17 protein-coding genes are annotated in these 21,896 nt (G+C 68.2%); 10 read left to right on the top strand and 7 right to left on the bottom strand.

The window, feature by feature from the left end; all coding sequences use genetic code 11:
- The first annotated feature begins 6 nt into the window (after window positions 1-6).
- The 7 genes from JMT67_RS14650 to astB all read left to right on the top strand — a co-directional run bounded on the left by JMT67_RS14650 (window position 7) and on the right by astB (window position 12,167).
- The gene (locus tag JMT67_RS14650; RefSeq protein WP_054765130.1) at window positions 7-273 is read left to right on the top strand and encodes a hypothetical protein; all 267 of its coding nucleotides are present in this window, start codon (window positions 7-9) and stop codon (window positions 271-273) included.
- 107 nt (window positions 274-380) lie between these two features.
- Window positions 381-2,177: an autotransporter assembly complex protein TamA gene (locus JMT67_RS14645; protein ID WP_201463878.1), complete on the top strand. Its 1,797-nt coding sequence runs from the start codon at window positions 381-383 to the stop codon at window positions 2,175-2,177.
- On the top strand, window positions 2,174-6,400 hold the full coding sequence (locus JMT67_RS14640) for a translocation/assembly module TamB domain-containing protein (protein WP_201463877.1): 4,227 nt from the start codon (window positions 2,174-2,176) through the stop codon (window positions 6,398-6,400). Before JMT67_RS14645 ends, JMT67_RS14640 begins: the two co-directional genes overlap by 4 nt.
- Before the next feature lie 185 nt (window positions 6,401-6,585).
- A complete protein-coding gene (locus JMT67_RS14635; RefSeq protein WP_201463876.1) occupies window positions 6,586-7,836 on the top strand; it encodes a hydrolase in 1,251 nt (416 codons plus the stop codon).
- The gene (locus tag JMT67_RS14630) at window positions 7,837-8,844 is read left to right on the top strand and encodes an arginine N-succinyltransferase (RefSeq protein WP_054765126.1); all 1,008 of its coding nucleotides are present in this window, start codon (window positions 7,837-7,839) and stop codon (window positions 8,842-8,844) included.
- Between the two features lie 151 nt (window positions 8,845-8,995).
- Complete coding sequence (gene astD, locus JMT67_RS14625; RefSeq protein WP_201463875.1) at window positions 8,996-10,414, top strand: succinylglutamate-semialdehyde dehydrogenase; 1,419 nt, start codon at window positions 8,996-8,998, stop codon at window positions 10,412-10,414.
- 415 nt (window positions 10,415-10,829) lie between these two features.
- Window positions 10,830-12,167, top strand: a complete 1,338-nt coding sequence (gene astB, locus JMT67_RS14620; protein WP_201463874.1) for an N-succinylarginine dihydrolase — start codon at window positions 10,830-10,832, stop codon at window positions 12,165-12,167.
- A gap of 161 nt (window positions 12,168-12,328) precedes the next feature.
- On the opposite strand, the gene phhA is transcribed toward astB, so the two are convergent.
- Complete coding sequence (gene phhA / locus JMT67_RS14615) at window positions 12,329-13,204, bottom strand: phenylalanine 4-monooxygenase (RefSeq protein WP_201463873.1); 876 nt, start codon at window positions 13,202-13,204, stop codon at window positions 12,329-12,331.
- Window positions 13,205-13,261: 57 nt separating this feature from the next.
- On the bottom strand, window positions 13,262-13,570 hold the full coding sequence (gene hspQ / locus JMT67_RS14610; RefSeq protein WP_201463872.1) for a heat shock protein HspQ: 309 nt from the start codon (window positions 13,568-13,570) through the stop codon (window positions 13,262-13,264).
- 145 nt (window positions 13,571-13,715) lie between these two features.
- Between hspQ and JMT67_RS14605 the strand changes: the two genes are divergently transcribed.
- A complete protein-coding gene (locus tag JMT67_RS14605) occupies window positions 13,716-14,828 on the top strand; it encodes a Ppx/GppA phosphatase family protein (protein WP_201463871.1) in 1,113 nt (370 codons plus the stop codon).
- 164 nt (window positions 14,829-14,992) lie between these two features.
- On the opposite strand, the gene JMT67_RS14600 is transcribed toward JMT67_RS14605, so the two are convergent.
- The 4 genes from JMT67_RS14600 to JMT67_RS14585 form a co-directional block, all read right to left on the bottom strand.
- Complete coding sequence (locus JMT67_RS14600; protein ID WP_183218202.1) at window positions 14,993-15,865, bottom strand: peptidylprolyl isomerase; 873 nt, start codon at window positions 15,863-15,865, stop codon at window positions 14,993-14,995.
- Window positions 15,866-15,885: 20 nt separating this feature from the next.
- Window positions 15,886-16,761 (bottom strand): peptidylprolyl isomerase, encoded by an 876-nt coding sequence (locus JMT67_RS14595; protein WP_201463870.1) that lies wholly within the window; start codon window positions 16,759-16,761, stop codon window positions 15,886-15,888.
- Window positions 16,762-16,769: 8 nt separating this feature from the next.
- On the bottom strand, window positions 16,770-17,258 hold the full coding sequence (gene coaD / locus JMT67_RS14590) for a pantetheine-phosphate adenylyltransferase (RefSeq protein ID WP_054765118.1): 489 nt from the start codon (window positions 17,256-17,258) through the stop codon (window positions 16,770-16,772).
- An 83-nt stretch (window positions 17,259-17,341) separates the two neighbouring features.
- On the bottom strand, window positions 17,342-18,142 hold the full coding sequence (locus JMT67_RS14585; protein WP_201463869.1) for an aminotransferase class IV: 801 nt from the start codon (window positions 18,140-18,142) through the stop codon (window positions 17,342-17,344).
- Between the two features lie 49 nt (window positions 18,143-18,191).
- On the opposite strand from JMT67_RS14585, the gene JMT67_RS14580 reads away from it, so the two are divergent.
- Window positions 18,192-18,686, top strand: a complete 495-nt coding sequence (locus tag JMT67_RS14580; RefSeq protein WP_201463868.1) for a DUF7662 domain-containing protein — start codon at window positions 18,192-18,194, stop codon at window positions 18,684-18,686.
- Complete coding sequence (locus tag JMT67_RS14575; protein WP_152949792.1) at window positions 18,676-19,104, top strand: type II toxin-antitoxin system VapC family toxin; 429 nt, start codon at window positions 18,676-18,678, stop codon at window positions 19,102-19,104. The genes JMT67_RS14580 and JMT67_RS14575 overlap by 11 nt, the downstream gene beginning before the upstream one ends.
- On the opposite strand, the gene gyrA is transcribed toward JMT67_RS14575, so the two are convergent.
- Window positions 19,105-21,879 (bottom strand): DNA gyrase subunit A, encoded by a 2,775-nt coding sequence (gene gyrA / locus JMT67_RS14570; protein ID WP_201463867.1) that lies wholly within the window; start codon window positions 21,877-21,879, stop codon window positions 19,105-19,107.
- Window positions 21,880-21,896: the final 17 nt, after the last annotated feature.

Raw genomic sequence — 21,896 nt, 5'->3', positions numbered from 1 at the left:
CTTTTCATGAGACGCTCGATCTTCATTCTGGCCGCGACAGCGCTGGCCGCGTCCGCATTGGCGGGCTGTGAGGATCGCCAGTCTCGGCCCGAAGACGGCTACCAGCCCCCCGTTGAACAACCCGCCGAGACCGACGAGGCCGCCGGCGAGCCGGTCGTCGCCCCTGAAGTGACCGATCCCGCGCCCACGCCGCCTGAGGAGACCCCGCCGCCGCCGCAAGAGCGGACTTCGGAACAGTCGGTTCAGCCCGAAAGCGAAACCCTGTTCTACTGACGGGCCTTGTCCCTCCCTCCTGCGGTCGGATAGGGGCTTACCTAAGCGCTTGAAAGGGCGTGCCGAGACGCCGATCCGGAGGCCGTGATCTTGACGAAAGCTGTAGTTTGACGATCCGGCCCGCCCTGTTTCTCACCGTATTGACGACCTGCAGCCTTCTCGCCCAGGCCGCCGCCGCAGATCCCCGCGCACAAATCCGCGGCGAGGTCGACACCGAGCTGCGCCGCATGTTGGAGCGGGCCATCGGCGAGGTGGACGGCCCCCCCGAAAGCCGGTTCGAAGCGCGGCGCCGCGCGCGCAGCGCCATGTCGGCGGCCGAGGCCCTGCTGCGGTCGGAAGCCTATTATCAGCCGGTGCTCGAAGACATCGTCGAAGGCGAAGAGCGGCCGACCGCCATCGTTTCGGTCGAGCCGGGTCGCCGCTTCGTGCTGACCCCGCCGACCATCAGCTGGATCGACCCCGCCCCCGACGCCGAGGCGGCCGAGGACGCCAGAGCCGCGATCGGGTTGAAGGCCGGCGATCCGGGCCGGGCGGTCGATGTGATCGCGGCGGAAGGGCGGATCGTCGCGCGCCTGGTGCGGGACGGCTATGCGGACGCCAAGGCCGATCCCCGCCGCGTCGTGGTGGATCACGCCGCCTTCACCGTCGCGCCCGAATACCGCATCGTATCGGGCCGACCGGTCCTGTTGGACGGCGTCCTGATGCCGCGGCCGGGTCGAACCAACCAGGCCTGGGTCGCCGCCCTGGCGCCGTGGCGGGAAGGCGACCGGTATGACCCGGACAAGGTCGGCGAACTTGAGCGCCGCCTGTTGGACACCGGCGTCTATGACGGTGTGGGCGTCGCCCTGGCGCCGCCGGAACAGACCACCGCCGAAGGGCTGCGTCCCGCGATCGTGACGCTCCAGGACCGGCCCCGCCGCGTGCTGGAGGCCGGCGCCACCTGGGCCACCAAGGAAGGCGCCGGCGTTGACTTCATCTGGACCCGCTACAATCGGTTCGGGCGCGCCGACACCCTGGCGCTTGAGACCCGGTTCGCCCGGCTGGACAGCCGCATCGGCGCCGATCTGTCCCTGCCTCACTGGCGCAAGCCCGGCCGCACCTTGAAGCTCAGCGCAGGCGTGGTGAAGGAGGACACCGACGCCTATGAACGCACCGCTCTGGTGCTGGCGGCCGAGCTGCAACAGCGGATCGGCCGGACCTCCTACTTCAACTACGGCATCGGCCTGGACGCGGGTCAGTACCGCGAGAACCGATACGACTATGCGTCCGTCCCCCCTAGGGCGGTCAGCTTCGACCGGGATCTGGCGATCGTGACCGGCCGCACCAGCGCCTATATAGACAACTCCAACGATCCTTTGAATCCCACGCGGGGATGGCGCGTGACCGCCTCGGTCCAGCCGACGGCCGTGGCCGGGGAGGACACGGTCCTTTTCCTGCGTAATGAGGCCCAGGCGACCGCCTATCTGCCGCTGCAAGATCAGGCCCGCACCGTCCTGGCCGGGCGCCTTCGCCTCGGCGCCATCATCGGCGGGGGTGAGCTGAGCGTGCCGTCGGACCGTCTGTTCTACTCCGGCGGCGGCGGGTCGGTGCGGGGCTATTCCTACCAGGGGGTCAATCCGCAACTGCCGGATCAGACCCCGCGCGGCGGTCTGTCGCTGTTCGAAACCTCTCTGGAGGTTCGTCACGACATCGGTCAGAGCTTCCAGGCTGTGGCCTTCGTCGACGCCGGCGCCGTGGGTTTTCAAGAGACGCCGAACCTCAGCAACATGCGCTACGGCGCGGGCGTCGGGGTTCGTTATAAGCTGCCGTTCGGCCCCATCCGCGCCGACGTCGCCATCCCCCTGGACAAGCGCGAAGGCGACTCGGCCTTCCAGATCTACATCAGCATCGGGCAGGCGTTTTGACCCAAGAGCCGCCCGAACAAGCGCCTGAAGCCGCGCCCGAAGAAACCGCCGCCCAGGTGCGCCGCAAGCGCAGCCTGCCACAGCTGATCGCCCTGATCGCCGGTGGAATAGTCGGCGGTGTACTGGTCCTGGCGCTGATCGCCCTGATCGGCGGTCGGATGTACATCGTCTCGGATGCCGGACGAGAACTGGTGTCGGGCTTTGTCCAGGGTCAGAAGATCAGCCGTTACGGCCGGATCAACGTCTATGGGCTGAAGGGCGATTTGTTCGACGACTTCACCCTGGAGCGGGTCACGGTCACGGACCGCGAGGGGGTCTGGCTGGACGCCCGAAACGTCAGGGTCGACTGGTCCTACTGGCCCCTGGTCACGCGGCGGTTTCACGCCACGGAGATCAGCGCCGATGTGATCCGACTGATCCGCCGCCCCATTCTGGACGCGCCGAGCGGCGAGCCCGGCGGCCCCCAGCCGATCGACGTCGATATCGACAAGTTCTCGGCGCGGGTCGAACTGCTGGAAGGTTTTTCCAAGGAATACGGGCGCTGGGATCTGTCGGGAATGGTCGACCTGCCGCGTCGCGGGGCCAAACACGCCGAGCTGAAGGCCGACAGTCTGAATCGCCCCGGCGATCTTTTGCGCCTGGCGGCGACCTTCGGCGGCAAGCTGGAGGACACGCGCGTCGATCTGCGCGCCAAGGAGGCCCAGGGCGGCCCCCTGGCCGGCGCCCTGGGCTATTCGCCGGACGAACCCTTTTCGGCCGTTGCGGTCGTGAACGCCGACCTGGTGCGGGCCAAGGTTCAGACCGGCCGCTTCGTCCCGCTGACGGTGGACGGACGGTTCGGCGAGGCCGGGTCTCGGGTCTCGGGCTATTTCGATTTCAGCGGCTCGGACCTGTTCGCCCCCTTCGTCGAACGGGTCGGGCGCACGGCGCGGTTCGGCTTCGCCATGGTCCCGGCCAAGGACAAGGCCTTCCAGGGCGTGGGTTGGAAACTGATCTCCGACAACGTCGCCTCCGAAGCGCGGGGCGTCATCCGCATGTCCGACCGCAGTTCGCCCGACGGAATCCGGCTGGACGTTCAGACCGCGTCCCTGAGCCGATTGACGGGTGCGGACGTCGCCGGTCCCGCCGCCTATTCTGGTCTGTTCAAGGGCGACGCCCAGACCTGGAGCCTGGAAGGCCAGGCCACCCTGTTGAACGCCAACCTGGCCAGCTACAGGGCGACCCGCATCGCAGGGCCGCTGAACGTGCAGGTCCGCGACGGACGGATGGATCTCGACGGCGACGTTCGGGCCTTCGGCGGTTCGACCCAGGGCCTGATCGGCGGTCTGCTGGGCGCAGCCCCGCGCGTTCAGCTTGAAGCCGCACGCATGAAGGACGGCGCCCTATTGCTGGAGAAGATCGATCTGGACGGCCAGGGGCTGTCGGTCGAGGGATCCGGCTCCCGCAATCTTCTGGGCGGCATGGGGTTCCGCGGCGATGCGCGGCTGACCGACGTTTCGCGCATCCAGTCCGGCGGCAAGGGGTCTTTCGGCGGGTCCATTAGCGCCGCCTCGGCCAAGACGGGCGCGCCCTGGACCCTGAGTTTCGACGGCCGGGGCCGCGAGCTGAGCGTGGGCATGGACGAGTTGGACCGTCTTCTGGGCCGCACGCCGCGTCTCCAGCTGGACGGCAAGCTGAACGGCGGGCGGATCGAACTGGATCGCGGCGAACTGACCGGCGCCGCCGGACGGGCCGGCGCCAAGGGGCTGATCGAAACGGACGGCCGCCTGCGGCTGGCCCTGAACTGGAACGCGCGCGGCCCCTTCGCCGCCGGTCCGGTCGAAATCGCCGGCGACATGAACGGACAAGGCGCCCTGACCGGAACCCTGTCTCAGCCGCGCGTCGATCTGACCGCAGGGTTCGACCGGGTCACGGCCGGCGGACTGATCCTGACCGACGCCGACCTGATCCTGAGCTTCCGCAAGGGCGCGGACGCCTCGGACGGCCGGATCACGATCACCAGCGGCTCCAACTACGGCCCGGCCCGCGCGTCGGGGAATTTCGCCCTGGGCGGCGACCGGATCAGGCTGAGCGATCTGGACGTCAACGCCGGCGGCGTCACGGCCCAAGGCGCCGTGGCCTTGTCGGACAACCTGCCCTCCAGCGCGGACCTGACCTTCACGGCGCGCGCCGGCGCCTTCCTGGCTTCCGGCGAAGCCAACGGGCGGGTCCGTTTGACCGAGGGCGGCGGCTCCGACAGCGCCATCCTGGACGTCAGCGGGCGAAACGTCCGTCTGTCCGGCCAAAGCTGGGTCATTCGCACCGTCGATCTGGACGGCCGCGGAACCCTGAACAATCTGCCCTTCACCCTGGCCCTGGACGTCGGCGGCGGCACGCCCGCCCAGTTCAATGGCACCGGCGTCTATGCGCGACGCGGCGACGCCCAGACCGTGAGTTTGCGGGGCGGCGGCCGGGTCCGCGAGGTGGCCTTCACCACCCGAACCCCCGCCACCTTGACTCTGAACGGCGCGGAACGGGCCGCCCACCTCGACCTCGGCGTCGGAGGCGGGGTCCTGATGGCGGACCTGCGTCAGGATTCGCGGATCGCCGTCATCCAGGCCGACCTGACCAGCGTCGACCTCCAGACCATTTCGCCGGATCTGCGCGGGCGCGCGACGGGCCGGGTCTCTCTGCGCGGCGCCGGTGACGATCTGTCCGGTTCGGCCAACGTCACCTTGCAGGACGTCCGCAGCATCGACGCCCCGCGCGGCCTGGCGGTCGACGGCCGTCTGGACGCCACCCTGATCAACAACAGCCTGACGGTGAAGGCCGTCGCCTCGGACGAGGACGCCGTTCAGGCGGCCGCAGACATCACCTTGCCGGTCGAAGCCTCAGCGGCGCCGCTGCGGCTGGCGATCGCCCGCCAGCGCCCGATGTCCGGCAATGTCTCGATCAATGGACAGATTCAGCCGATCTGGGATCTGTTCCTGGGCGGTGACCGCACCTTGGCGGGCCAGGTGGACGGCCGGGCGACGATCGCCGGCACCCTGGCGTCCCCGCGTCTGAACGGCCGGTTCGACCTGTCGCAAGGCTCCTATCGCGAGAAGTCGGTGGGGCTGGTTCTGGGCGACCTAAACCTGCGGACGCGGTTCGACGACACCACGGCCCTGATCGAGGCCTTCAGCGCCAATGACACGGCGGGCGGCACGCTGAACGGCCAGGGTCGGATCGGCCTGCGCGAAGGCTCGGGCTCGACCGCCCAGCTGAACCTGACCCGCTTCCGCGTCATCGACAACGACATCGGCGAGGCCCGCGCCACAGGCCCCGTGACCATCGTCCGCGGCCAGGACGGCAACATCCAGCTGTCGGGTCAGATCAATGTCGATGAAGCGCGGATCGAGCCGGAGGTGCCCGGTTCCACCGGCATCGTCTCCATGGACGTGGTCGAGATCAACCGGCCCGGCGGAGACGACCAGGAAGCCGAGGTGCGCCAGCGCGGCCCTCAGATCGGCCTGGACATCGCCCTGCGCTCCAGCGGGGGCAAGGTGCGGGTCAGCGGCCGCGGCCTGAACGTGGTGCTGGACGTCAACGCCCGGGTGCGCGGCACAGTGGCCCAACCCCAGCTGACCGGCACGGCCAATGTGGTTCGCGGCGACTATGAGTTCGCCGGCAAGCGCTTCGTCTTCGACGAATCCGGCCGCGTCACCCTGTCCACCGATCCGGAGGACATCCGCCTGAACCTGTCGGCGACGCGAGAGGACGCGGCCCTGACCGCCACCATCAATGTCACCGGCACGGCCGCCCAGCCGAAGATCGCCCTGACCTCCACCCCCGCCCTGCCCCAGGACGAAATCCTGTCCCAGGTGCTGTTCGGCCGGTCGGCCGCCCAGTTGTCGCCGTTCGAGGCGGCGCAGTTGGCGGCGGGGGTCGCGGCCTTGGCGGGCGGCGGCGGCTTCGACGTCATCGGCAATCTGCGCGAACTGGCGGGGCTGGACCGGCTGTCCTTCGGCGGACAGGCCAGCGCCCTGACGGTGGCGGGCGGCCGCTACATCACCGACGACGTCTATCTGGAGGTCATCGGCGGCGGTGAGGGCGGGGCGGCGGTCAAGGTGGAGTGGCAACCGCGCCGGAATCTGGCGATCAGCTCCCAGTTCGGCGGCCAGGGCGAAACCAGCCTGTCGATCCGCTGGCGTCGGGAAAGCCGCGACCCTGGCCAGCGCGCCGACCGGCGCCCCAACCGGTAATCTGTCGGCCCGACCTTCACCTTTGGACGCGCGGCGTCTAGAGCCTGATCCGTTGAGGAGGAACCGCTACGCGGTTCCGCTGAAACGGTGAATCAGGCTCCAGATTAAAGCGAGAGCATGATTCACGCTTCTGTCGGAACCGCAAACCGGTTCCGTCCGAAACGATCATGCTCTAGGGTCCGGCCATGCGGATTCTGAACGCCGACCAGGCCGTCCTGGACCATGTCGCCGGGCGACGTGACGCCATCATCGGCCGCACCATCGACTGGGCGAACATCAACTCCGGCAGCCGCAACGCCGCCGGGTTGAACGCCGTGCTGGACGCGCTGGAGACTGAGGCCCGGCTCCTGCCTGCCACGGTCGAACGCATCCCGACCCAGGGCTCCACCACCGTCGCCGACGACGGATCGGTGCGGACCGAGGCCCACGCCGACGCCCTGAAGATCACCGTCCGGCCGGAGGCGCCGATCCAGGTCGTCCTGACCGGCCACTACGACACCGTCTTCCCCGCCGACAGCCGCTTCCAGACCGTGACGACGCGCCCGGACGGCGCTCTGAACGGTCCCGGCATCGCCGACATGAAGGGCGGCATCAGCGTGCTTCTGGCCGCGCTCGAAGCCTTCGAGACCCACCCCGACCGGTACGGCATGGGCTGGACCGTTCTGCTGAGCCCGGACGAAGAGATCGGCTCGCCGGCCTCCGCCCCCCTGCTGGCCGAACTGGGCGCGCGCGGCCATGTCGGCCTGACCTATGAGCCGGCCCTGGCGGACGGAACCTTGGCGGGGGCGCGCAAGGGCAGCGGCAACTATCATCTGATCGTCACCGGCAGGGCCGCCCACGCCGGTCGAGCCTTCGAGGAAGGCCGCAATGCGGTGGCGGGCGCGGCCATCATCGCCGCCGCCCTGCACGGGCTGAACGGTCAGCACGAGGGCGTCACCGTGAACGTCGCCAAGATCGCGGGCGGCGGCGCCCTGAACGTCGTCGCCGACACCGCCGTGGTCCGCTTCAACGTGCGCGTGCCTGACAAGGCGGCCGCCGACTGGATCGACGCCTCGGTCCGCGCCATCGCCGCCACGCCGCCGTTCGAAGGCCTGACGCTGGATCTGCACGGCGGCTTCACCCGCGCGCCCAAGCCGATGGACGCCGCCCAGACGGCCCTGTTCGAGGCGGTGAAGGAAGCCGGCGCCCTCTTGGGCCAGTCCATCGCCTGGAAACCCTCTGGCGGCGTCTGCGAGGGCAACAATCTCCACGCCGCCGGCCTGCCCAATATCGACACCCTGGGCGTCCGCGGCGGCGACATCCATTCGGACCAGGAGTTCGCCTGGCCCGACAGCTTCGTCGAACGCGCCCAGCTCAGCGCCCTGATCCTGTGCAAGATCGCCTCCGGCGAAATCGACGCAGCCAAACTCAAAGCCCTTCGGATGGAAACTCTCTGAATGCTCGTCGTCCGTCCCGCCGGCCCCGCCGATCTCGACCATCTGCTCGAACTGGCCATCCTGTCCGGCCCCGGCTTCACCAGCCTGCCCGAGGATCCCGACGCCCTGGCCGAACGGCTGGACCTCAGCCAGGCCAGTTTCGAGGGTCGGGTTCCCTGGCAGGAGGCCTGGTACACATTGATGCTGGAGGACGGCGACACGGGCGACATCGACGGCGTCGGCTCGGTCAAGGCGACCGTTGGGCTGAAGCGGCCCTTCTTCTCGTTCCGCGTGGTCAACAACACCGTCCAGTCGCCGTCGCTGGGGGTGAAGCTGGACCATCAGACCCTGGTGCTGGTCAATGAATGCACCGGCTGGACCGAGGTCGGGTCGCTGTTCCTGAAGGCGGATCGGCGAAAGGGCGGCGCCGGCCGTCTGCTCAGCCAGTCGCGATACATGCTGATCGGCGCCCAGCCCGACCTGTTCGCCGACATGGTTCTGGCCGAGTTGCGCGGCGTCTTCACCCCCGACGGCGCCTGCCCCTTCTGGGACCATGTGGCCCACAAATTCTTCCCGATGGAGTTCGACGACGCCGACCGGATGACCGGCTCGACCGACAAGCAGTTCATCCTGGACCTGGCGCCGCGCCACCCGATCTATGTCGAACTGCTGCCCGAACCGGCCCGCGCGGTGATCGGCAAGGTCCATCCCCAGGGCGTGCCCGCCATGGCCCTGCTGGAAAGCGAAGGGTTCCGGCCCAACGGCTTGGTGGACATCTTCGACGCCGGTCCGACGGTGGCCTGCGGCCGCGACAATATCCGCACCGTGCGCGACGCCCGCCGACTGAAGGTCGAGTTGGTCGATACGGTCCAGGCTGAACTGCCGGCCCTGATCTCGACCGACAGCGTCGCCGCCTTCCGCGCCGTCCGCGCCAAGGCCGACATCGAGGGCGAAACCGTGAGACTGACCGCCGAAACCGCTGCGGCGTTGAAGGTGGATGCAGGCGCCAGCGTGCGAGTAAAATCGTGATCCACTCTCATCCGCTCATCCCGGCGAAAGCCGGGACCCAGTACTTTGGGCGAAGGATATGTGAGATCAGAGGCCGGTGGTCATCCGATGCACTGGCGATGCGAAAGAACTGGGTCCCGGCTTTCGCCGGGATGAGCGGAGTCTCTGTGCCATGACCGTGTTCAAATCCACCGATCCCGCCACCGAAGCCGTCAACTGGGAGGGCGAGGCCGCCTCTCCCGCCCAGGTCCAGACCGCCGTCGACGCCGCCCGCGCCGCCTTCCCTGACTGGGCCGACCGCCCGCGCCAGGACCGGATCGACGCCGTCAAACGCTATCAGGCCGTGCTGAAGGACCGCGCGCCCCAGATCGCCGAGGCCATCGCCCGCGAGACCGGCAAGCCGCTGTGGGAGACCAAGACCGAGGCCGCCGCCATGATCGGCAAGGTGGACATCTCGATCCGCGCCTATGACGAGCGCACCGGCGAACGGACCAGCGACACCGCCTTCGGCCGCGCGACCCTGCGACATCGACCGCACGGCGTGGCGGCGGTCCTGGGCCCGTTCAACTTCCCCGGTCACCTGCCCAACGGCCATATCGTCCCCGCCCTGCTGGCGGGCGACACCGTCGTCTTCAAGCCGTCGGAGGAGACCCCCCTGGTCGGTCAGGTGATGGCCGAAGCCTTCGCCGCCGCCGACCTGCCGACCGGCGTGGTCAATGTGGTCCAGGGCGGACGCGAGACCGGCGCGGCCCTGCTGGACGCCGGGATCGACGCCCTGATGTTCACCGGTTCCGGCGCGGCGGGCGCCCACTTCCGGCGCAAGTTCGCCGACGATCCCCACGTCATCCTGGCGCTGGAGCTGGGCGGCAACAATCCGCTGGTCGTCTGGGATGCGGCGGATGCCGAAGCCGTGGCGGGCATCGCAGTCCAATCCGCCTTCATCACCACCGGCCAGCGCTGTTCCTGCGCCCGCCGCCTGATCGTGCCGGAAGGGGCTCAAGGCGATGCGATCGTCAAAGCCATCGCCGCCCTGTCCGACCGCCTGGTCTTCGGTCCCTGGGACAGCGATCCCGAACCCTACGCCGGACCTCTGATCTCGGCCCGCGCCGCCGAGGCCGCATTGAAGGCGCTGCAACAGCGGATCGACGCCGGCGCCAAGGTGATCCGCGCCTCGGGCCCCGTCGCCAACCTGCCCGGCGCCTTCGTCAAGCCGGCCATCATCGACGTGACCGGGATCGACGTTCCCGACGAGGAGATGTTCGCCCCCTTCCTATCGGTGATCCGCGTCCCGACCTTCGACGCCGCGATCCAGGCGGCCAACGCCACCCGCTACGGCCTGTCCGCCGGCCTGGTCAGCGACGATCCGGCCAACTGGGACCATTTCATCCGCCGCATCCGCGCGGGCGTGGTCAACTTCAACCGTCCGACCACCGGCGCCGCCGGCGACATGCCCTTCGGCGGCCTGGGCGCCAGCGGCAATCACCGCCCCAGCGCCTATTACGCCGCCGACTACTGCGCCTATCCGGTCGCCAGCTTCGAGGCCGATGCGGTCGCCAACATCGAAGGCGAGATCAAGGGGTTACGGTCGTGACGGCCCACCATTCACCTCTCCATAATTCTTCGTACCCGCGGAAATAGGGAATGAGCTTTAACCTGCCCCCGGCGCGTCGCATCGGTCCGCCGACCATTTGGAACCGGCTAGAAGGACCATTGACTTCCGCCGCAGTCTCGACGCCTCTCCTCGCTTTAGCGGCCGCCTTCGTGACATGGGTAGAGACTTGGGGCGATAGGCTCAGCATCGGAGGCTATATTCAGCTTTGGTGCCTAACCTTTGGCATCCTTCTGGTGGTCACTGTCGTCGCGGTAACATTGGGCCCAGGCAGATCAAGGGCGTGGGCTTTGGGTCTGGTAGGTAGCGCTCTTCTGGCCGTCGTTTGGTTCTGGGGTCTTCCGATCCTCGTTACGCTGGGCCTAATACACGTCTATTCTATCACCCCGGTGAATCCATGACTTCCGCCGTCGAAGCCAACGCCGACGGCCTGATCGGGCCGACCCACTCCTACGCCGGTCTGTCGCCGGGCAATCTGGCCTCCAGCCTGAACAAGGGCGAGGCGTCGAACCCGCGCGCGGCGGTGTTGCAGGGGCTCGACAAGATGAAGACCCTGGCGGACCTGGGCCTGCCCCAGTTCGTCCTGCCGCCGCATGAGCGGCCCAACATCCCCTTCCTGCGCACCCTGGGCTTCACCGGATCGGACGCCCAGGTGCTGGAACAGGCCTGGGAGGATGCGCCGTCGTTCGCCGCCGCCGCCTGCTCGGCCTCGCCCATGTGGGCCGCCAATGCTGCGACCGTGACGCCGAGCGCCGACGCCGCCGACGGGCGGGTGCACTTCACCCCCGCCAATCTGGTCACAAACCTGCACCGGTCGCTGGAACACCAGCAGACCAAACGGGCGCTGGACGCCCTCTTCCCCGACCCGGAGCGGTTCGCCGTCCATGACGCCCTGCCCTCCGTCGCCCATCTGGCCGACGAAGGCGCCGCCAACCATGTGCGCCTGTGCGCCGAGCATGGCGCGCCGGGCGTCAATCTGCTGGTCTGGGGCCGAGAGTCGTTCGAACCCTGGGACGGCCCCTACCCCGCGCGCCAGACGCGCGAAGCCTCTCAGGCGATCGCCCGTCGGCATGCGGCCGGGCGCCCGGTTTTGGCTCAGCAGTCGAAGGCCGCCATCGCCGGCGGAACCTTCCACAATGACGTGGTCTGCGTCGGCGCGCTGGAGACCCTCTTCTTCCACGACCTCGCCTTCGAGGACACGGCCGCGACCCAGGACGCCATCCGCCGGGCCGCCGACGGCCTGTTCGACCCGATCTTCGTGGAAGTCTCCTCCGCCGACCTGCCCCTGGCCGACGCCATCAGCTCCTATCTGTTCAACTCCATGCTGATCCAGGTTTCGGGCGACGACCGCCTGACCCTGATCTGCCCGACCGAGACGCGCGACAACCCCCGCAGCCATGCGGTGGCGCAATCCCTGGCCGCCTCCAACGGCCCCATCGGGCAGGTCCGCTATGTCGATGTGCGGCAGTCGATGCGGAACGGCGGCGGCCCCGCTTGTCTGCGCCTGCGGGTCGTCCTGAACGAACCGGAGCTGGCCGCGACCAACCCGGCCATGCGCCTGACCGACGCCCTGTACGCCCGACTGTCAGACTGGGCGCGCCGCTGGTACCGCGACGAGCTGCGTCCCGCCGATCTGGCCGATCCCGCCCTGCTGGACGAGAGCTGGGGGGCGCTGGATGAACTGACGGGGATCTTGCAGTTGGGCGGCGGCTTCTATCCGTTCCAGCAGGTTTGAAATGAAGGCCCTCTCCCGCTTGCGGGAGAGGTGGCCCGTCGTTCGCGCAGCGAACCAGGGTCGGAGAGGGAAGTCCGCTCAGACGGAAGACTTCCCCCATCGTCAGGCGTGTCGCTGCGCGCCACGACCTGACACTTCCCCCGCAGGCGGGGGAAGACCTTCTAGGCCGCGAACCGTCCGCCCTTGGCCGCATAGGCCTGGGTGCCGCGCGTGAACACCTGATCGCTGGGCAGGACGGAATCGATCGGCAGATCGGCCTGCCCCTTCAGCGCCGCATAGACCGGGCCGAAGTCCTTCAGCGTCTCGTCCTTCAGGGCTTCCAGACTGTCGATGACGAAATAGACCTGCTGGAAGTCGTCGATTCGATAGAGGGTCCGCATGACCCGCTCCAGGTCGAAGCCCAGGCGGTTCGGCGACGGATCATCCAGCGCAAAGACGCTCTCGGTCGCCGAGGAGACGATGCCGGCGCCGTAGATGCGCAAGGCCCCCGCCTCCTTCATCAGGCCGAACTCGACCGTGTACCAATAAAGCCGCGCCAGATTGGGCAACATGCCCAGGCCCGCCGCCCGCTGTCCGCCCTTGCCATAGGCCTCCATATAGGCGGCGAAGTCCGGGTCGGTCAGCATGGGCACATGGCCGAAGACGTCGTGGAAGATGTCGGGTTCTTGCAGATAGTCGAGCTGGTCCGGCTTCCTGATGAACTGACCCGAGACGAAGCGGCGGTTGGCCAGATGGTCGAAGAAGACCTCGTCCGGCACCAGCCCCGGCACGCAGACCACGGTCCAGCCGGTCAGGGCCTGGAGCTTGGGATTGATGACGTCGAAGTCGGGAATGCCGCCTGCGTTCAGGTCCAGGGCGTCCAGGCCGCGCAGGAAGGCGTCGCAGGCGCGTCCCGGCAGGATCTTCATCTGACGAGCGTACAGGGTGTCCCAGGTGCGGTGTTCGACCTCGGTATAGGCGTCCCAGTTCTGCGGGATGGTCCAGTCGGCCGCCGCCCCTTCCGGGGGCTTTTCAAAGACATGTTCGAAGTCGGACATGGAGCGCTCCTCTTTGCCCCATCCTAACCCTCCGCCCGCGCCCGTTCCATCGCTTCCTCAGTGGATGCCGGCATGGAGCGGCGCATGATGGCCCTGTTCATCAACGGTGAACCAGCGTCGAACGTCGTCCGTCAGCAGCGCCGACCGACCGTCTTCCAGAACCGATTCCGCCGCATAGGCGACGAAACCGCCGTCCTCGCCCAAGGCGAAGATGCGATAGAAGGGTTGATCCGGCGAGACCGCGCCGGTGTCAGAGGCCGGCCCCTGATAGGCCGGATCGACATCCATCACCACGCCGCGAAAGGCGTCGTCGCGGTGGCGCACGATATGGCCGATGGCGAACCGGGCTGTGTGAATCTGGGTCATGCTCCCTGTTACGCTTGGCCGGATGACCCTGACGCCACAGACCTGTTCATCTTCCTGACAGAATGGCTTGGCGCGGACGATCTTGCCGGGCTAGGTTGATCGGGACGGGCGCCGCTTTGGACCGCCCACATCGGAATGACGGCCCATGCCGGAGACCCACGGCGCGCCCCGACGGCGCGACGAGCGGTCCCAGCCTTCCCGCGAGCGGGATGCGTCGGGTCGGGACGCGCCCCTGTATGGCGCGCTCGATCTGGGGACCAACAATTGCCGGCTGCTGATCGCCAGACCGTCCCGCGACGGTTTTCGGGTGGTCGACAGCTTCAGCCGTATCGTGCGGCTGGGCGAGGGCCTGTCGCGGACAGGGCGGCTGGACACGCGCGCCATGGACCGCGCCTATGACGCCCTGGCCCTTTGCGCCGAGCGGATCGTCAGGAAGGGCGTGGATCCGGTCAGGCTGAGCGCGGTGGCCACCCAGGCCTGCCGGGCGGCCGAGAACGGGGCCGAGTTCATCGACAGGGTCCGCAAGGGCACCGGGCTGCGGCTGCGGATCATCGATCCGGCCGAAGAGGCGCGGCTGGCGGTCGAGGGCTGTCTGAACCTGATCGACCCGAAAGCCGAGGGGGTGGTGATCATCGACGTGGGCGGGGGGTCGACCGAACTGTCCTGGCTGAGGCGCGACGGGCCGAACTGGAAGACCACCGACTGGATGTCGGCGGCCCTGGGGGTCGTCACCCTGGCGGAGCGGCATCCCGAACCCGAAGGGGCCAGTCCTGCGGACCACGCCCAATGGTATGAGACCATGGTCGCCGACATGGGCGCGGCCCTGGCCGGAGGCGGCGTCGAGGATCCCGAGATGCTGGACCTGCTGCGGCGAAACCGCGCCCATCTGATAGGGACATCGGGCGCCATCACCAGTCTGGCGGGCATCCATCTGAAGCTGCCCCGCTACAACCGCGATCGGGTCGACGGCCTGTGGATGACCCGGGCCGAATGCGAGGCGGCGGCGGAGCGGCTGAAGCGGCTGGGGCCGGACGGGCGCGCCAAGGAGGCCTGTATCGGGCCGGATCGGGCCGATCTCGTCCTGGCGGGGGCGGCGATCCTGGAGGCGATCCAGCGCGCCTGGCCGTCAGAGCGTGTCAGGGTGGCGGATCGCGGCCTGCGCGAAGGCCTGCTGCTGCAACAGATGCGGGCGGACAAGGCCCCGCCCAAACGCCGCAGGCGGCGCCGGGGCCGGGGGCGAGGACCTGCCGGCGCCTGACGCACCGTCTCCTCCCCACGACGTGGGAAGGTGGCGCGACGCCTCTTCGCGTCGTGACGGAGGGGTTCTTCCCGCATCGCAGACGCCTGTGCGGCGTCCAGAACCCCTCCACCACGCTTCGCGCGCCCCCCCTCCCCATTGCATGGGGAGGAGACAGTGCGGGCTCAGCCCGCCGTGGCCACCCGCACCGGCAGGTCGATGTCGCAGACTGAGAAGTCCGCGCCCTTGGCCTGGCGCGCCTCATCGACCAGGGCGCGGAAGGCGGGCGAGGCGGGATTCAGCATCTGAACCGCCGGGCGTTCGGCGGCGGGCAGGTCGGAGGCCAGGCGGACGCGGGTCATCCGGTCGGGATCGGTCACGATGCCGCTGGGCTCCGGACTGGCCTTCAGGGCGCGGACCACCTCAAGCCCCACGACCACCCGCCCCCAGACGGTGTAACGCTTGTCCAGGGCGGGATAGGGCTGGCGCATCAGGAAGAACTGGCTGTTGGCGGTGTCATTGCCCTCGTCGCGCGCCATGCCGGCCACGCCGGGGCAATAGAGACCCCAGCCGTGGACCTTGCGATCCGAGGTGCCGGCCATCAAGGCGTCGGGCTGGGTCTGGACCGGAATGGAATGATAGAAGCCGACCAAGGCCCCGGCCGGCGCCGCCACGGGGGTGAAGGCCATGTCCGGCCCACGCCGGAAGGTGAACTCGGCCTTCAGGTCGGGATACCAGCTCTGGCCGTCGCCGGTGCCGAGGGGATCGCCGGTCTGGGCCATGAACCAGTCGATGACCCGATGCCAGGCCAGATTGTCGTAGAAGCCGCGCGAGGCCAGCAGCTTGATCCGCTCGACATGGGCCGGGGCGATCTCGGGCGCCAGCTCGACCAGAATCCGCCCCTTGGTCGTGTCGATGACCAGCAGATTGTCGGGGGCGACGGCGCGCCATTCGGTCGGGCCGGGCGGCGGCGGCGGCGCGGCCGCCTCCTGCGCCTGGGCGGCCCCGGTCAGCAGGGCGGCCAGCCCTGCGGCGATCAACGTCTTGCGAAAGATCATCACCCCTCCCCTGTCGCGTCTCAGCCCCCGACGACCTCGGCCACCGGCTGGACGTCGCAGATGGTGAAGCCGCCGCCGCGCGCGGTGCGGGCCGCGGCGATCCGTTCGGCGAAGGCGGCGCCGGCGGGGTTCAGCACCCGCACGGTCGGGCGTTCGCCCTCGGGCAGGGCCGAGGCCATGCGGACCTTGGTCATCACATCAGGATTGGCCACCTTGCCGTCTTCCGCGTCGGAGCCCTTGTTCAGCTTGTTGACGACGTCCAGGCCCGAGACCACGCGGCCGAAGGCGGTGTAGGCGCCGTTCAGCTGGTCCCGTTCGCCCATCATCAGGAAGAACTGGCTGTTGGCGCTGTCGGGCGAACCCGCCCGCGCCATGCCCAGAACGCCGGGGCAGAACAGGCCGTGGGCGTCGACCTTGAAGTCGGCGGTGACCATCATCTGAGCGTCCGGCTGGGTCTCGACCGGCAGGACGCCGACCAGGCCGCGCACGCCCTGACCGGCGTTCGGCACGGCGACGAAGCCGGCGTCGCGGCCGCGTCGGAAGCTGAACTCGGCCTTCAGATCGGGCAGGTCGCTGCCGCCCTCGCCCGTGCCCTGGGGGTCGCCGGTCTGGGCCATGAAGTCGGGGATGACGCGGTGGAATTTCAGCCCGTCATAGAAGCCCTGGTCAGCCAGGGTGCGGATGCGTTCAGCGTGACTGGGCGCCGCCACCGGCGTCAGTTCGACCAGGATCCGCCCCTTCGACGTGTCGATGACCAGCAGATTCTCGGGCGCGACGGTGCGCCAGTCAGAGGCGGGCGCCTGAACCTGAGCCTGGGCTTGGGCCAAGGCCGGAGCCTGGGCCGAAGCCGTCGCCAGAAGAGCGGCGGCCGCCGCCGCGATCGCACCAAGACGCATTGCCGAACTCATCCCTTGTTCTTGACCTTGTCCCGCACGCGCGCGGCGATGGCGGGGCTGACGAAACTGTCGATCGCGCCGTCCAGACGGGCGATCTCCTTGACCAGGCGCGAGGCGATGGCCTGATGCCGAGGATCGGCCATCAGAAAGACCGTCTCGATGTCCTGATTGAGGCGCTGGTTCATGGCCGTCATCTGGAACTCGTATTCGAAATCGGCGACCGCGCGCAAACCTCGGATGATGACATTGGCGTTCAGCTCTTCCGCAAAATGCATCAGCAAGGTCGAAAAGGGCTGGACCACGATGTCCCCGCCCAGGCTCGCGACCTCGGCCCGAAGCATCTCGACCCGCTCGGCCGTGCTGAACAACGGTCCCTTCTCGTCATTCTGGGCCACGCCGATGACGACCCGATCGACCAGCTTCAGGGCCCGTTTGATGATGTCGGTGTGGCCGTTCGTGACCGGATCGAAGGTGCCCGGATAAAGTCCGATGCGCATGGCGTTTCTCCCCGGCCTGTCGCCTGCTGTCGGGGGTGACTTAGCAGGTGCGAAATCAACGGCCTAGACGGCTGACGCGATCGTCATGCGTCATCGGCGACGGATTGAGGCGGCTGCGAGGTCCAGGCCCGGTTGAGCCGCTCAAGGACGGCGGGATCATTGCCGAACGTCGCGTCGTCAACATGAGTGATTGGACACACGGGTGTGGCGCTGTTGCACAGGAAGGCGCCGTCGAAATCCGCGAATTCGGACACATGCACCGGGCGGGTCTGAGACGACAGCCCCTGCCCAGCCAGCCCCCGGTCGATCAGGACCTGGGTCACGCCCGCCAGCATCGGCGCCTGGGGCCAGACAATGCGATCCCCCTGAATGAAGCCGATGTTCCAGGTCACCCCTTCGGACACATGACCCTGATCATCGACGAACAGGGCGTCGTCAAAGCCCGCCGCCCGGGCGGCCCGGCGCACGCGCGTCTGACCAAAGGTGGCGACATGCTTCAAATGCGGCGTCTCGCGCACATAGGGGACGGCGGTGACCCGCATCGAGGTCGCCAGCGGCGGCGGCGGCGAGACGACGGTCATCACCTTGGGCCGTCCGACGAAGGACGGATTTCGGTGGCCGATCTCCGGCGAGAACAGGCTGACGCGCAGCCAGCAGGCGTCGCGACCTTCGACGGCGAGCGCCGTCAGACGCCGGACCTCGGCCTCGCCGGGGCTTTCGCCGAACAGTTCGACGGCGGCCTGATCCAGCCGGGCGAGATGCAGGTCGAGCCCCCGGACCCCGCCATGCTCGACGCGGAAGGAGGTGTAGGCGCCGTAGTTGACCAGGGCCTGGTGCGCCAGGTCGTCAGGGGCGGCGGGAAGGCCGTCGATCAGGATCGACATTATCGGTATGTACCTATATATAAAGTTATATAACTTTGGAGTTGCCGAAATGTCGGTCTACGCCCCGCTGGAATACCGCCTCGCCCAAACGAAGCAAAACGCCCTCACTCTGTCGTTCGAAGAGATCGAAGCCCTGCTGGGCCGAAAGCTTCCCCAATCCGCCTATGACGAGCGGATAAGGCGTCAATGGTGGGCCAATACCGACACCCATGTTCAGGCCAAGGCCTGGCTGAAAGCGGGCCGCAAGGCCAAGCTCAATCCCGCTCGGAACGAGGTCACCTTCGTAAAGGAACAGACCGAAACGGGGGTAGAGGGCGCGCTTCTATCCTTTTCCGCCCTGACGCCCGCTGCGCGCAGCCTAGTCGAGCGCACATGTCAGGAGCGCGGCGTCGATCTTGGAACCGCCGTCGCCCTCCTGTTGAACGAAACCGCACGAAGCCGGAACGAGGCCTTTCTGGACCGGATGGACCGCTCACGCAGCCGCTCGACCTATTCCAGCGTTTCCAGCGTCGATCTGATCCGGGAAGATCGTGATGGCCGATGAGGTGGTGATCGACGCCTCGGTCTTTGCGGCAGCCCTGTTCGACGAGGAACATTCCGCCGCCGCCAGACGGTTTCTGGGCGACTGCGTAAGCTCGGAGCGGATCATGATCGCGTCCGACCTGATGCCGCTCGAAATCGCCAGCATAGCGGCGAAGAAGGTCTGGCGAGGCGAATGCTCCGAGCATCTCGGGGCGGAAGCCGTCGATACGGCGCGTGGCATGATGGCCATGCCGGTATCACTGCCGGACCTGTTGGCGCGCGCCTATGACCTGGCCGCGCGTCACCGGTTTTCCGTCTATGACGCGACCTATATCGCCTTGGCGGAAGTGCGAGACAGCCAGGTCGCGACGCTGGACGCCCGACTGGCTCGACGCGCCGAGGCGGAAGGCTTCGCCGACCGCCTCGTCCTCGTCGCCTGATCAGGCCTCGCTGCCCTCTTCACCGGCGACGTCCGCCTCATCCTCGCCGCCGCTTTCCGGCAGGCGTTCGACCGAGACGACCCTTTCGTCCTTGCCGGTGCGGAAGATGGTGACGCCCTGGCTGGAGCGGCCGACGATGCGGACCTGATCCACGCGGGTGCGGATCATCTGGCCGCCCGAGGTGACCAGCAGCAGGTCGTCGGTCTCCTCGACCGGGAAGGCCGCGGCCAGGCGCGCGCCCGCGCGGCCGCCCAGGCCATGGGCCGTCAGCCCCTGGCCGCCGCGACCTGTGCGGCGATACTCATAGGCCGAGGACCGCTTGCCGAAGCCGGTTTCCGTGACCGTCAGGATGAACTGTTCGGCCGCGCCCAGTTCGGCGATGCGCTCGGGCGAGATCGGGGCCTCGGCGACGTCGTCCTCGGCCTCGGTGGTCGTCGGCTCGTCTTCGCCCTCGGCGCCGGCCAGGGCCTTGCGCATGGCGTTGGCGTGTTTGACGTAGGCGGCGCGTTCTTCCGGCGTGGCGTCGACCCGGCCCAGGATGGCCATGGAGATGACCTCGTCCCCGTCCTGCAGGCGCACGCCCCGGACGCCGGTCGAATCCCGGCCCTTGAAGACGCGCACGTCGTCGGCCTTGAAGCGGATGGCGCGGCCCAGGGCCGTGGTCAGCAGCACGTCGTCGTCCGCCGTGCACAGGCCGACGCCGACCATGCGGTCGTCGCCTTCCAGCTTCATGGCGATCTTGCCGGCGCGGTTGACCGTGGCGAAGTCCGACAGCTTGTTGCGGCGCACATCGCCCGAGCGGGTGGCGAACATGATGTCGTAGTCGCCCCAGGTCGTCTCGTCCTCAGGCAGGGGCAGGACGTTCATGATGCTGTCGCCCGGCTCGATGGGCAGCAGGTTGACGAAGGCCTTGCCGCGCGACTGCGGATTGCCCAGCGGCAGGCGCCAGGTCTTCAGCTTATAGGCCTTGCCGTTGGTGGCGAAGAACAGGACCGGGGTGTGGGTCGAGGCGCTGAACACGCCGGTGATGGCGTCCTCGTCCTTCATGGCCATGCCCGAACGGCCCTTGCCGCCGCGATGCTGGGTCCGATAGGCGTTCAGGGCCACGCGCTTGACATAACCGCCGTGGGTGACGGTGACGACCATGTCCTCACGCGGGATCAGGTCCTCGTCCTCCATCTCGCCGTCGCCTTCCCCGATCAGGGTGCGGCGCGGCACGGCGAACTTGTCCTTCACGTCGATCAGGTCGTCGCGAATGATGGCCAGGACGTTCTTGCGGTCCGACAGGATGGTCAGGTGGCCCTGGATGGTGTCGGCCAGGCCGTGCGCCTCGCCGAAGATGTCGTCGCGGCCCAGGCCGGTCAGACGCGACAGGGTCAGGGCCAGGATGGCGCGGGCCTGTTCGTCCGTCAGCCGGATCTTGTCGCCCTCGACGATCACGGTGCGCGGGTCGGCGATCAGCTCGACCAGGGCCATCATGTCGCCGACGGGCCAGGCCTTGCCCTGCAGCCGCTCGCGCGCCTCGGTCGGATCGGCCGAGGAGCGGATGATGTGGATGACCTCGTCGATATTGGCGACGGCGACGGCGAGACCGACCAGGACGTGGCCGCGGTCGCGGGCCTTGTTCAGCTCGAACTTGACGCGGCGGACCACCACCTCCTCGCGGAAGTCGAGGAAGGCTTCCAGAAGAGCGCGCAGGCCCATCTGCTCCGGTCGGCCGTGGTTCAGCGCCAGCATGTTGACGCCGAACGAGCTCTGCATGGCGGTGTAGCGCCACAGCTGGTTCAGGATGACGTCGCCCGAGGCGTCCCGTTTCAGCTCGATGACGATCCGCATGCCCTGACGGTCGGATTCGTCGCGAACGTCGGAGACGCCCTCCAGACGCTTCTCGCGAACCATTTCGGCGATGCGCTCGATCAGCGTCTGTTTGTTGACCTGGTAGGGCAGTTCGGTGACGACGATGGCCTCGCGATCCTTGCGGATCTCCTCGATCGAGGCGCGGCCGCGCACGATGACCGAGCCGCGACCGTCGCGCAGCGCATTGCGCGGCGCGGTGCGGCCCATGATCTCGCCGCCGGTCGGGAAGTCCGGGCCGGGCACGATGTCCAAGAGGGCGTCGTCCGAAATGTTCGGATCGTCCAGCAGGGCCAGGGCCGCATCGACCACCTCGCCCAGATTATGGGGCGGGATGTTGGTCGCCATGCCGACGGCGATCCCGCCCGCGCCGTTGACCAGCAGGTTCGGGATTCGGCTGGGCAGGACGACCGGCTCCAGCTCCTTCTCGTCATAGTTCGGCTGGAAATCGACCGTGTCCTTGTCGATGTCGGCCATCAGGGCCGTGGCGGCCGGCGCCATCCGGCACTCGGTGTAACGCATCGAGGCCGGCATATCGCCGTCGACCGAGCCGAAGTTCCCCTGCCCGTCGACCAGCATCAGCCCCATGGAGAAGCGCTGGGCCATCCGCACCAGGGCCATATAGACCGAGGCGTCGCCGTGGGGGTGGAACCGCCCCAGCACGTCGCCGACCACGCGCGCGCATTTCGAATAGCTGCGCTCGGGCGTCATGTTCAGGTCGTGCATCGAATAGAGGATGCGACGGTGAACCGGCTTCAGCCCGTCACGGGCGTCAGGCAGGGCGCGGCTGACGATCACGCTCATGGCGTAGTCGAGGTACGAACGCTTCAGTTCGTCCTCGATGGTGATCGTGGAAATGTCTGAGCCGCCGCCTCCCGGAACAATCGGAGTTGCGGCGTTTTCGTAGCTGTCGTCGGTCAAGGAAGCGTGGCTTTATG

Origin of the sequence: Brevundimonas aurantiaca (genome assembly GCF_904830995.1) — a bacterium.
Taxonomy (GTDB): domain Bacteria; phylum Pseudomonadota; class Alphaproteobacteria; order Caulobacterales; family Caulobacteraceae; genus Brevundimonas; species Brevundimonas aurantiaca.
Note: the sequence above shows the minus strand (reverse complement) of the source record. Positions and strands in the feature narration are given on the sequence as shown.